Origin of the sequence: Escherichia sp. E10V10 (assembly GCF_004211985.1) — a bacterium.
GTDB lineage: Bacteria > Pseudomonadota > Gammaproteobacteria > Enterobacterales > Enterobacteriaceae > Escherichia.
The window spans coordinates 1-12,308 of sequence record NZ_RHJO01000038.1 but is presented as its reverse complement, the minus strand read 5'-3'; the positions used below and the strand labels follow the sequence as shown (position 1 = coordinate 12,308).

General features: G+C 46.2%; 12 protein-coding genes and 1 pseudogene. 7 read left to right on the top strand and 6 right to left on the bottom strand.

Going from position 1 to position 12,308, the window contains the following annotated elements:
• Together D9736_RS22505 and hipB are read right to left on the bottom strand one after the other, a co-directional pair.
• Positions 1–773: pseudogene (locus D9736_RS22505) on the bottom strand (HipA N-terminal domain-containing protein); the annotation flags it as partial.
• Positions 773–1,039, bottom strand: coding sequence for a type II toxin-antitoxin system antitoxin HipB (gene hipB / locus D9736_RS22500; protein ID WP_130209497.1), 267 nt, complete (start codon positions 1,037–1,039; stop codon positions 773–775). The pseudogene D9736_RS22505 and the gene hipB, both read right to left, overlap by 1 nt.
• A 449-nt stretch (positions 1,040–1,488) precedes the next feature.
• Here hipB and D9736_RS23405 point away from each other — a divergent pair, with 449 nt between their 5' ends.
• From D9736_RS23405 to D9736_RS22490, 3 genes are all read left to right on the top strand, one after another.
• Positions 1,489–1,650 carry a hypothetical protein gene (locus D9736_RS23405; protein ID WP_165382765.1) on the top strand — a complete coding sequence of 54 codons (162 nt, stop codon included), beginning with the start codon at positions 1,489–1,491 and terminating at the stop codon, positions 1,648–1,650.
• A gap of 312 nt (positions 1,651–1,962) precedes the next feature.
• Positions 1,963–2,466, top strand: coding sequence for a helix-turn-helix domain-containing protein (locus D9736_RS22495; protein ID WP_130209643.1), 504 nt, complete (start codon positions 1,963–1,965; stop codon positions 2,464–2,466).
• Between the two features lie 56 nt (positions 2,467–2,522).
• Complete coding sequence (locus tag D9736_RS22490; protein WP_130209499.1) at positions 2,523–3,023, top strand: DUF6622 family protein; 501 nt, start codon at positions 2,523–2,525, stop codon at positions 3,021–3,023.
• Positions 3,024–3,536: 513 nt separating this feature from the next.
• Here the strand turns inward: D9736_RS22490 and D9736_RS22485 are convergent.
• The 3 genes from D9736_RS22485 to D9736_RS22475 all read right to left on the bottom strand — a co-directional run bounded on the left by D9736_RS22485 (position 3,537) and on the right by D9736_RS22475 (position 5,427).
• Positions 3,537–4,019 carry a GNAT family N-acetyltransferase gene (locus tag D9736_RS22485; protein ID WP_130209501.1) on the bottom strand — a complete coding sequence of 161 codons (483 nt, stop codon included), beginning with the start codon at positions 4,017–4,019 and terminating at the stop codon, positions 3,537–3,539.
• Positions 4,007–4,273 carry a DUF1778 domain-containing protein gene (locus D9736_RS22480; protein WP_130209503.1) on the bottom strand — a complete coding sequence of 89 codons (267 nt, stop codon included), beginning with the start codon at positions 4,271–4,273 and terminating at the stop codon, positions 4,007–4,009. Before D9736_RS22480 ends, D9736_RS22485 begins: the two co-directional genes overlap by 13 nt.
• 230 nt (positions 4,274–4,503) lie before the next feature.
• A complete protein-coding gene (locus D9736_RS22475; protein ID WP_130236366.1) occupies positions 4,504–5,427 on the bottom strand; it encodes an omptin family outer membrane protease in 924 nt (307 codons plus the stop codon).
• Between the two features lie 993 nt (positions 5,428–6,420).
• On the opposite strand from D9736_RS22475, the gene D9736_RS22470 reads away from it, so the two are divergent.
• Positions 6,421–7,953 (top strand): inverse autotransporter beta domain-containing protein, encoded by a 1,533-nt coding sequence (locus D9736_RS22470; RefSeq protein ID WP_165383180.1) that lies wholly within the window; start codon positions 6,421–6,423, stop codon positions 7,951–7,953.
• Here the strand turns inward: D9736_RS22470 and D9736_RS22465 are convergent.
• Complete coding sequence (locus D9736_RS22465; RefSeq protein ID WP_130259205.1) at positions 7,871–9,172, bottom strand: FliC/FljB family flagellin; 1,302 nt, start codon at positions 9,170–9,172, stop codon at positions 7,871–7,873. The genes D9736_RS22470 and D9736_RS22465 overlap by 83 nt on opposite strands.
• Before the next feature lie 570 nt (positions 9,173–9,742).
• Here D9736_RS22465 and D9736_RS22460 point away from each other — a divergent pair.
• The 3 genes from D9736_RS22460 to D9736_RS22450 all read left to right on the top strand — a co-directional run bounded on the left by D9736_RS22460 (position 9,743) and on the right by D9736_RS22450 (position 12,247).
• Positions 9,743–10,396, top strand: a complete 654-nt coding sequence (locus tag D9736_RS22460; protein WP_130259204.1) for a maturation control protein — start codon at positions 9,743–9,745, stop codon at positions 10,394–10,396.
• Between the two features lie 329 nt (positions 10,397–10,725).
• On the top strand, positions 10,726–11,055 hold the full coding sequence (locus D9736_RS22455; RefSeq protein WP_130259203.1) for a baseplate protein: 330 nt from the start codon (positions 10,726–10,728) through the stop codon (positions 11,053–11,055).
• A complete protein-coding gene (locus tag D9736_RS22450; protein ID WP_130236371.1) occupies positions 11,048–12,247 on the top strand; it encodes a phage tail protein in 1,200 nt (399 codons plus the stop codon). The genes D9736_RS22455 and D9736_RS22450 overlap by 8 nt, the downstream gene beginning before the upstream one ends.
• The last annotated feature ends 61 nt before the right edge of the window (positions 12,248–12,308 follow it).

The following is a 12,308-nucleotide window of genomic DNA, read 5'->3' as shown; positions in this document are numbered from 1 at the left end:
TGTCTGACACATATCCTCCTGCGGCAAGCGAAGTAAAACCGTTCGTTCAGTATTCCAGCGTCTGTCAAAGCGTTCGACCGCTAACGCGCGCACCTTTCCCGCTTTAATGATTTCTGCGTCGGGAACATTCAACCCGAATTCTTTTGCCAGCAGCAGACAGTAATACTCATTATCAACACTCTGACTGAGATCGAGCGTCGCGTTGGGCTGCCTGATTTCACCAATCGGCAATTTAATGATATGCGTCGTCGGCGTTATTCCTTTCGGAATGCACCAGTCATTGCCCATTCTGAGCAGCGCGGTCTTCTCCTGCGCGCCAGCAACCGAGATGCGAAAGTCATCTTCCTCCTAATCATGTCTAGCGGGATATCTGCTTTATAAGCCGTTAATACTTCTTCAAGTCTGGCTTCAGTAAGCTTTTCCCATGCCATTATCGGGCGCGTTACGGTTTCGTCTTCTGGTAATAACGTCACGGCGCCAACGCTGTCTCGCCCTATTTCTGACAATAAATCAAACGGTTGTCTGGATTTAGCATGATAACGTTTAACGATCCGGTCGCGTAAAATCGGGCTATCGGGTAACAGGTTATCGAAGAAGTTAAATACGGCATCAGAGGTGATATTCCCCCTCTGCAATGGCAGCGAAAGCGACAATGGCCTGGCATAACGGTTGGCTAACCACTCCGGCGCATACTTAAAGGTATGGGCACCGTTGGCCAGCTTCGTCAACTCACCTACCCGCTGGTTGTTCATCCACGTGACAAGTTTAGGCATTACCACTCCAGATCTTGCTGATCAGTTGATTCTGGCGAGGCATTTTTCGTGTCGCATAGCGTCATTGATAGCTTAAGCGACAGTAATATCTTAAAAAATGTTGTTAGCGTGGTGTTGTCAGGGTTGTTTTCGAAATTGGAAATGGTCGCCTGTTTTATACCGATTTTTTTCGCCAGCTCGCTCTGCGTCCAGCCATTTTGCTGACGAACCAGTTTCATTGCATTTGCTAATTGCGTTGGGCTATAGATCATCGGAAAGCTTATCATGCCATACGTCCACAAGAAGTTTATCCGCTTTAGGGGATATTTTCAGTTTTATCCTTTAGTGAGGATAAAGTCAATCTGCAAACGCATTTTATCCGCTTTACGGGATAAACACTGCGATAGCCGCGATCGCGGATAAAAACGACCATACAGGTATAGTGCATCTCCACTACACCGGGTGGCGTCAGCCCCATTACCCCGATGCAGTCCATTTTCTTCTGACTTTTCTGTGTGTTTTGTGTGTATTTTAGCCAAGAATGTGATCAGTACCCGATATAGTGGATCACGTCATTGCCACCATACCTGATAGCGTGATGGCACGGTTAGGAAACTTTACCTGGTACAGTGTATCGTGAATGATGATCGGCTCTGATAACGCGATGATACTGAAGTGAAAGCTGTACCCTGTGTAGTGGATCCAGTGAAAGTGCGCACCCGGTATAGTGTGCTTCATGGCTGAATCGGAGTTTGCCGCAGGTAGCCCTGCGTCCACCATCATGACAGACACTGGTCGCAGGACTCGCGAGCCGTATGTAGGTAATCCACTATGCCGGGTGAATGATATGTTGATCCATGCTGACGGACAGCTGGTTATCCACAAAAACGGAGCATAACCTTGTGACCGGAATCCGGATAAGACGAGATAATCATCATTACTGCGGCATCACCAGTAAGGGGTAACCCTGCTCCTCTTTTACTTCAGTTTCTCTATATTCAGCATAAATTCAGACGTTCCGCTGATGCTGGAAGTCGACGGAAAGAACGGGAAGCTGCGGCTGTCACCCAACCCCAGACCCAACTGAATGTGCAGGGGTCCGACCTTATGACACTGGCGTGTCGCCTTGCTGTCATGGTGGTGTCGTATACGGTGCCGGACTGATGTGCAAGTATTATTGTCACAGACATTGCAGAGAACGGGAACAATGATGACTGTCGCTGAAAAGGTGAAAACATATCGTCTGAGAAAGGCATGGTCGCAGGAACAACTGGCTGAAGTCGCCTCTCTTTCTGTAAGGACTGTGCAGCGAACTGAAAAAGGCCAGAAGCCGAGTCTGGAAACACTCAGTGCGATTGCTTCAGCCTTTGATATAAATGTTTCTGATCTCTCGGAAGAGACTTACGTTGCCAGCCAGGCTCTTGATGAACGCATCAGCGAAGCCAAAATTCAGGTAGCACAGGAAACCCGGTTTTATCGGATTCTGGTTACTGCTGTTCTGGTATGCACAGCATTAATGATAATTAACTCTCTGTTTACCCCGGAAAGTTACTGGTCCGTTGTGGTAGCTGTTATATGGGGAGGACTTGTCATACTCAGGGGAATACGCGTGTTTATCATGCGAGGGAAAATCGCCTTATGGCAACAACGCAGGTTGCAGAAAATTCTTCGGTCAGGAAATAAAATATCGAATAACAATACCACTGAAAAGTAATGGTGTGCCGATTCACCTGTACTGAAAAAGATTAACTTTCGTAACTGGGACAACTTATGAATATTGCAATCTTTTTAAGAGATACACCTGTCTGGATATGGATCCTGCTGGCTTTTTTACTGCGACGCGGCTTTGCTGCTCTTTATGTCCGGGAGATGACAATCAGGCGGTTGTTTTTTCTCCCAGTGCTTTTTCTTGTCTGGGGGGCATATGGTGTTATCACTGAGACAGCACTTGCTGGCGCAAGCCTTTCAATGATGGCAGCAGGACTGCTCGCAGGCACGGCTCTTGGATACAGGTTGTGGCGCTTACAGCCACCGCTGAGAGATTCAGATAATCCGGGCATGATTATCAGGGCTGGGACGCCGCTGACCCTGGGGCTGATTGTGATTACTTTTTGCATGAAGTTCATACTTACTTCAGCCATTTATCTGCAACCGGGATTACGGTCATCCGCAAGTTTTTGTATGTTGTTTGGCGGTGTAACAGGACTTATTGATGGCGTATTCTGGGGAGGAACCCTGAGCCTTTTCATCCCTTGGTACAGCAGAAGATGATTAACCGTAACTACCGGTGATCGAAACCCAAAGGACCCGCTATTCATTGTTGTTGGCTCACGCCAGATGAAATTGAAATTTTCGCTTGTGGTAAGCGATGGTCGCACAGTTAGGGTATACCCCAAGGCATAAACGCTATAAGCGTTGTAGGATTGCTCTTGGATCTGTGACAATTGATAACTTACAAAAAGCTTTGCTTAAAATCCGTAAACCGTGGAGAACGAGCAATATCGTTATCCCGTCATTTATTTAATTAAATGTCTGCTTCACAGCAGACACTCAACAGCGCCGTCCGCGTCTATAACTGACCTATCGCGCTTAATGTTCTATATTGCTGTTCTGTTAACCGACTGGGGCCGAGTGACATTTATCGCAAGCCATGCCTAAGTGCGTACAATGAATCGCATAAAAAAGTAACTCATTGATTTTAAAGTACATATAACAAAGATTATGTTAAATATCGTATCTGGAGGGCTTCAGTATGCACATTTCAATCTCCCTTGCTCCCCATTATTACGGCAGTCTGAGAAACAACGTTCTCTCCTGCGTTTGTGATGCTTTAAAACCATGGTGCAGGTAAAAGCGTCGGGCAGTGTCGGTAAGCGCATGAACCATAATGGCGCGAACGCCGATATTTTCAGCTACTCTGTAGCAGCGCAACACCGCATCATGAAGCAGATCGGCGCCCAGTCCTTTACCGTGGAACGAAAGATCGACCGCCAGACGAGCCAGGATAATCACCGGTATGGGGTCAGGCATATTACGGCGAATATTTCCCGTTGCTTCGACATGATTCACACTACCGGTTGCAAGTGAGTAATAACCAACTACACGTTTTGTCTCTTGCTTGCAGATAACAAACGTCCGCGCAGCCCCAAGCGCCTGATTCTTTAATCCCCTGTGTTTTAACCATTCATCCAGAACAGCCTCACCACTAACAAATTCCGCAAGTTGATGAGAACTCGATAAAGGTTCAGGCTGAGTTACAAATCCCACTGTGGTTTCCTTGCCAGAAGTTTTTCTAATGCTGGGTTAGATTCTACCGGCGCATCGATCATATCGATAAACTCGGCATACTGCTCCTCGTTCAGATTAAATACTCTGCGTTCAAGAATGACATTCTCTGCGGCCTGGCAAGCCATTTCGAGGATAAAATCCGTGCGCGACTTATGCAGAATTTCTGCTGCCGTATCTATCAGCGCCCGCTGGGATTCTCTGGCGCGAAGGTTGAGTTGGACATCTGATTTCATGGTAACACTCCGTATAGCATTTGCTATACAGCATAGCAGATTATTGCTGTGTAGCAATTGCTATACATACCGGATAACTGAATTTTTCACCAGAGAGTTACTGACTAAAGGTACTTAATGTTGGCAAGACGGCTGCTGCAACGGATGGGTAAATTATCAGGATGTTGTAACTACGTAATTTTTATTTAAATTCGGGGGCGTTTACTGCCCCCCGAAGACGCATTTAACCATCAGAAGCGGTACTCAATCCCTGCGCCAATGGCGTAGTTATAGTTTTGAATACCTGCAGCATCATTGTAATGTTCAGAGTCACCTGTGACTTTATCATGCACAGTTGAGTCCCCCCTGCCTTCAGAGAAACGCGTCCAGCTCAATTCAGTGAAGACACGAGCCTGGGAAGTAATATTATATCCCGCGTTGATAGTTCCTGAGTAATAGTTTGAATTACTGGCAGTTTCGTTAAAACTCAGGTCACGCATGTAATGCTCATCGTGGTCGCGAGCTTCTACCCACGGACTGAATTTAAACTGTGCAGTGATATCAAAATCCTGGTAAACATATTTCCCCGTCAGCCCTAAGTAAGGCACCCGGTATCTCTGCTGGTAACCAATGGTGCGCTCACCGCGCGGGAAATCGCCCACATTCGCACCATTATCATAGGTATAATGCCCCCCCTCAGCCAGCCAACTGAAACGGGTTTCCTGATACCCAACCACTGCGCCGAGATGCAAATTATCTTCATTCAGCAACCAGCCGGTTACGTTCAGATCAAGCTGGTTAGCGAAATTCAGATGCGTGTCAGGACTGCTTGACCTGTCGCTCCAGTGGCTTTGCGAAGGATAAGACCAGTCATAATCATCCATACCAGAACCGCGAGATGCCAACGTCGTCCACCCATTAGCATTCAGCGACAACCATGATAATGGGTCCCAGGTAATTCCAGCTTTAATAACCGGCGCATTGTTTATTTTCCAGTTAAGCTGGCTCGACTTCACACCTTCATCATAAATAAATTCGCGAGACTCCCCGTTTAACACCGAAAGAGAAGTTCCAACTGACACACTCTCAGGAGAAAAGTTGACACTCTGGTCAGCATATGCCAATGGCATTAATGCAAGTAAACCTGCCCCGGTAAGTAATACACTTTTCAACATCGCTCTCATCCTTATAACCTGGTGTATGTCTTCTGACTGACATTTGTGCACCGATAAATTGTTCAGTTATACCGCAACAGCAATTAGTCATAATAAATGGTGGAAATGCTGCCATTAATGAATATATTTAACCTAATTGGATTCTGATATTTTCACTGCCACCTTAATCAACGTTTCAGTTAGCCAATTACGTCCTTTAACGGTGTTCAAACCTGAAGATATCAAATCCTTTAAGTTCGGCATTACAGAGTATTAAAGCAGATAAATAGCATAGCCATATCGTTATAATGCCATACATTTCATTACAACAATAAATCAAATCACACAAAAAATTGCGCTTATTTATCATTTTAAGCCCAACAATTGTCATCACCAAAAAAAAATTAAGATAAACACCCTAGACAAAAAAGAAACCAGACAACAAAAATCAGTATGAAATGTCACAAAATGAAAATACAACAACCAATCAACCCATTGATATCACTAAATATAAACATAAATCAGAGATAAATCATAACAGTATCCTCACCAGCTAACATATCAATAACGGAATTTTATGCTGTAATTTCACATAGCAGACAGACCTATATTCTCTTGTTAACGCCCCCTCTACCAGGAATTATAACAATAGACGCGCGCAACGACATGTTCTTATTGAAAAAAACGCACTAACACATAATCATCCTAACACTCCATTATCAACAGAAAATCATTAACATTCGTTAGTTTTTATTATCAGTAACATGTAGCTGGAGGGGTGAGCAAAAACCAAATTTATTACAACAGCACTTGAATGAATTTAGTTACACACTGTTTCGTGTGTCTGTCTCAGACAAAATGAACAGAATAATAAAGCACCTTAAGGAAGATTAGTCCGGATAAATAGATATTGTCCGCCGTCTATTAACAAATTTCAAACAACAGACTGATGTTATTATGAAACAGAGACTCACAGCCTGCCTGCAAATATTTTTGCAGCTCATGGTTATTTTTATGAACTCCTTTGTCTTTACGTTCCCTGCTCAGGCAGTAACGAATTCGCCAGAGAATAAGTCCGGACAAGAAGCAAAAGGAAAGCACGATGCGAAAACAACAGCACAGGATGATGAAGACGATAAAAAAATCGCCTCAGTTCTTACCAGCACTGCCGAATTATTAAAACAGAGCAATAGAACAGATGCATTGATCTCCTCTGCCATCGGCAGCACCTCGTCGATTGCCACCAGTGAAGTGCAGCAATGGTTGCAGCAGTTCGGAACTGCCAAAGTTAATGCAACGCTGGACCGCAAAATGGCACTTAATAATGCCAGCGTAGATCTTCTGGTGCCTCTCTACGACAACAAGAAGCAGGATCTCCTGTTTACGCAAGTTGGTGCCCGCCGCAATGATGACCGCGATATCGTCAATATCGGTATTGGTTATCGTTACTTTGCTGACCACTGGATGTGGGGCGTCAACACTTTTTACGACCAGCAGCTCTCCGGTAATAAGCATCAGCGTCTGGGCGTCGGGACAGAGCTGGGCAGCGATTTCTTCCGCCTTAGCGCAAACGGTTACCGCCGACTTTCCGGCTGGAAAAATTCAAAACGCTATGCCGATTATCAGGAACGTGTTGCCAATGGCTATGACATTCGCGCCGAGGGTTATTTACCCGTTTATCCACAGTTAGGTGCAGAACTGGCGTGGGAACAATACTTTGGTGAGGAAGTGGCGCTCTCGCAGAACAGCAGTGATAAGCGCCTGAGCAACCCGTGGGCCATGACGCTGGGCGTCAACTACACGCCATTCCCGCTGATGACCGTGGGCCTGAACCAAAAAATGGGTAAAGGTGATCAGAACGACACCCAGGTGAACCTCAATCTCAACTGGAAGATGGGCGAATCCCTGGCGAGTCATCTCGATCCAGACGCCGTCGGCGCCAGCAGAACGCTGATGGGTAGCCGTTACGAGCTGGTAAACAGAAACAACGACATTGTGCTGGAGTACCGTAAGCAACAGGTTATCTGGCTGACCCCGCAGGATAAAATTTCCGGCACTGAATCTATGACCCTGCCGGTAAATGTGCAGGTGAAGAGCAAATATCCGCTTGATCACATCCACTGGCAGGTTGACAGTTTTAATATTCAACACGCAGTCACCACCGCCAGCGCCGCTAAAATGACGCTACCAGCAGACGGAGTAAGCAGCACACCGATTAGCGTGACGCTGACCACCGCCAGTGGTGAGAAAATCACAGGTCAGGCAGCTAACCTCAGTGCTCAAATCACGGAAGCCAACTCAAAACAACAGAAGCCACAAAAGAAAGCCAGGCTGCAAAAGAAAACCAGCCTCTCTCCGGCAACCGCACCAACGCAGGTGCCAGCCAGTATCTCGGCGTTTAAAGAAAACTCGCCCGGCGTATATGTCACTACCTTCCATGCCGGCAATATGCCTGGGCAGACAACTACCGCAGAAGTTGCAGAATGTTTTGCGGAACCTGGTTGGCCTGTGCCAGAACAGAAGTACCGGCAGACTGCAGGATGTTAGCGCGGCTCATATTAGATACTTCAGACGCGAAGTCAGCGTCGAGGATACGAGAACGAGACTCAGACAGGTTGTTAACGGTGTTGTTCAGGTTGCTGATAACAGAATCGAAACGGTTCTGTACGGCACCGAGGCCAGAGCGTAGTTTATCGACCTGAGACAGTGCAGCATCGATGGTTTTCAGCGGATCAGGCGTAACGGTATTAGCGCCCTTAACCGCAACACCGGTGTCGGTGAATTCGCCTTCAATACTTACAGTACCATTTTTACTTGTTACTTTTTTCTGTGTGTAGTCAGCCTTGGTGACGTGGCCTTTACCATCGTCCACATAAAAATTTCCCTGGTCGTCAGTTTTCAATGTCTTTCCCCCCAGAGTTGCCACTGAATTAGCACTAATGGTGACATCACCGCTATATTTCTGACCAACCACTGAACTCACATTTTTGGGATCCACTGTCACTGGGGTATCAGTCTTAAAACTAACCACGCTGTTCTCTATGACTTGAGCGGAATAGTAATTCCCATCGTCGCATTTCGCATAAAGATCGCCCGTTGCCTTGTCTTGTACGAGATCCTGCGCATGAATGTTTTGATCACCTTGATTGTCCAGATCAGCTACCGTATAAGTTATCTCGGCGCTATAAAACATACCATCGGGAATCACTGTGGTAATTGGCAACCCTGCGATATTTTCTGACACGGTAAAATCTGTCATGCCGAGGGTGTCAGCATCCATTTTATTCAAATCGATACCGATTGTTTCTTTATCGTTAGACCCCACCTGGATAGACAAAGATTGATCCTGACTGAGAACTTTAACACCGTTAAATTCAGTCTGATCGGAGATGCGGTTGATTTCCGACAGACGGGCGTTAATTTCATCCTGAATGGATTCACGGTCAGAAGCTGAGTTAGTTCCATTCTGCGCCTGAACAGTCAGACGGCGGATATTCTGCAGGTTATCGTTCACTTCGTTCAGCGCACCTTCAGTGGTTTGAGCGATGGAGATACCGTCATTAGCATTGCGGGAAGCCTGAGTCAGACCAGAAATGCTGGCGGTGAAACGGTTGCTGATAGCCTGGCCAGCAGCATCGTCTTTTGCGCTATTAATGCGCAGACCAGAAGACAGGCGCTGAATAGCTGTACCCAGTGTTGTCTGGGACTTATTGAGGTTGTTCTGTGCTACAAGGCTGAGAGCATTAGTATTAATAACCTGTGACATAGTATATCGTTCCTGTAAGTTAGACGGAGTGGATTGTTACAATATAATTCCAATAAAACATGCAATTATGTTTACTATTTAGCAGCTTGGCTTATGATGAAGCGACTGCGGTAAATGTTATATCGGCATGGAAATAAAACGACTAAAGGCTGAAACATTTCCACTTAAAAATGGCGCGTTACGGTGTTTTTTATCAAACCAAAATCGGAATTTGTTGCGCCAAATATTTCGATAAATCTAACCATCACTGATTCGGTCAGAGTTCATTAGCGTCGGTATAGGGGCCTGAAGCCCAACCGTACGTTTTTGTACGGTTGGGCTTCAGACCCCAATAATAACTAACCACTCTGTTTTTTTGATAAGCACCACCCCGTTTACAAAAAAATAGCAAATGACTATTGACACTATTCTTGAAATCACAAACTGCACATAATCCATCGCGCTAACGGCTCCCGTTGAAGGTTCTTTTGACGATTAACTTTCAGCCGAAGCGCGGTAGGGAGTCATAACGCCAAAGCAGGCCGCCATGCGCGGCCTTTTTTTGTATCCGTCATCCGTGGAGGAAGGACAATGGAAAAGATAGCAATATTCAGCCTGACCACCAGCAAACCGCAAATGCTCACTGCAATACTGAAAGACGGTGCTCTCGTGATTAACGAAGTAAAACCCCTTCCCGCGTCAGCATTGGAACAAAAGCAAAAAATTCCTCCAGCTATAGCAGCCCTGCGGAAAAGCAAATTTAAGGTGCTGGTAGACGAAATTACGCCAACGATCTCCGCTGGCACCGGAGCAAGCCAGGTAACACTCAAGACACGTCATGCCGACGGCAGAGCTGCGATTATCGTAGGGATGGAAAGATACAGAGAGCTAAAACTCCAGAAGCTATTATCCCTGCCGCAAAATTACAAAGGTACTTTCGAAATCCCCGACTCCATCGTTGATACCGAATACAACGGTAACGGAGAAGAAGTCTACCGGGTGAACTGGCAGGACATCAGGCCGGAACATATTCTTATGATCCTGTGTTGCTACGCGACCGTATACCACAACGTTGCCAGCGCAGATTATGTGGAACAGATGACAGGTACAGTCGAGAAAGAGCACAAAACAGGCATCCTCGCTTCGTTCCTGTCCATTATTGGGCATGAAAAGGTTAAAGCAGGCACCTCCCAGCCAAAGTCACTGGCTGGGAAAGAAGTTGATGAAGATACCGTGATACTTTGATCACATCAGTAGCTTTGTTAACTCCCTCAATACCAGGTAGAAGAGTAACAAAAATATTGACGCCAGTATTTGCGTGGTCAATGAAGCGTTCATAAACAGATCAATTAGCATTAGTATTTCGAAAATAACATCCATGTCATTCGCTCCGTTTAATTTTTAATCTACTGCCAGTAAGTAATGAAGCTGGCCCCGCATAAAGATTAATGAAAGTCACTTGTCACCAGTGAGGGGATTTATGAATCACATCTCCCTGAGCTGGTGGCCTGTCTGTTTCTCGCATTTCACACCCTGCATACAGTTTCCCCAGGTTATGACTGAGGATCTTTGTTATGGGCTATAGCAGACTCGACGATCGATACATTGAAGACGATATTCTGCGCGCACTGTTACACCAGGAGATGATTAAACGGGTATCGGAATATCACCCGGATAACTTCCAGTACACGATAAAACTTGATGAAGTCTATCGTTCAGACCTGGCTGCCTACCGGGCGTATGGGAACGCAGATTTACGCTGGGTATTCAGAGTGCTGGTGGGGCATGAATCAGAAATGGAAGAAATGCCCGCCGGGACCACGTTAACTCTCCCTGATGTGGCATGGCTGAGAAACAAGATCCGTGATTATGCTGGCGCTGAACCGGAGATAAAAAATGCCTGATTTCCTGAAAAACCAGGACGGGCGCTATATCACTGACGGCCTGTCCTCTAAGGACTTCACGCGTATATTCGACCTTATCAGGAAAGAACAAACCCGTAAGCGCCGACAAGCTCACCGAACGCTTACACCTGGCAGACTGAGGAACAAATCCGCCGAAGATATTCTCAAGTTAGGGAAGAAGAAAGGCGGCACGTTCTTTACTCGCGACGATCTGAAAGGTTTCGAAAAGCTACGGAGTAAAACGCGCGAAAAATATGACAGCAAGACGGCTGGCATTACATACGCCCAGCTGGTGGCGTCCAGCCAGGCTATCGATATTAAGCGTGCAAATAACGCCGTAGACGACGGTTCCGGTATCAAAAGAGCTACGCCCGTATCTCTTCGCCACAACGTAATTAATATCCGCGTAGAAGCATCAGATATATCTGTCCACCAGCATCATATCGTCCGGATACGCTTTGAAGAATGGGATCAGATGGTCGATGACATCGCAGAAGACGATAAATCAGCCCTGAAAGTCACTAAATCACTGTGTGCTGGGCGGGTATCTTTCGATTGTGACTGTGGTCGTCATCAATACTGGTATCGTTACATCGCCACTGCGGGTAACTTTGCCCTGGCACCGCCAAAAGAATACGCCTATCCAAAAGTTCGCAACCCGAAGCTGCAAGGCGTCGCCTGTAAACACGTGATCCACTCAATGACGCGGTTACAGTCCGCCAGTTGGCAAATGAGTATTGCTCGTGCGCTACAAAAGGCTGCAACGCAAATTGCATTTGGTGACGATCGCCGCCGTACAACCAAACACTTCTCAAAAGAAGACGAGAAGGAGTTTAATCGCAATCGTAGCAGTAAAACGAACGTTGAAGCCGCCAAACGCGAATGGAGGCTCTATCAGAAACGCCAGGCCGCTTTAAGCACAAAACTGGCAAAGGACAACGGCAAGATTGACAAGCTACGTGACCAGCTGACCAGGGCCAGAAAGTTGTCAGACGCACAGAAAAAACGAGCGGCAGCAAAAGAAGCGGCCTTGCAACGCGAGAAACAGAAAAACAAGGAGCTTCAGCAACGCCTTGCCGATCAGTTCGCACTGAAGAAGCAGGCGTTCATTGATGCGCTTGTCATGGCAGGAACGTCACCTGAGCAAGCTGAAAAAATGTTTATGGTTTATGTAAAGAAAGGACGGGCATAAAAATAATTTAATAGCCCATCATATAAATAGTGGGCTATTAGTGTAAGTATCCCGCATAATC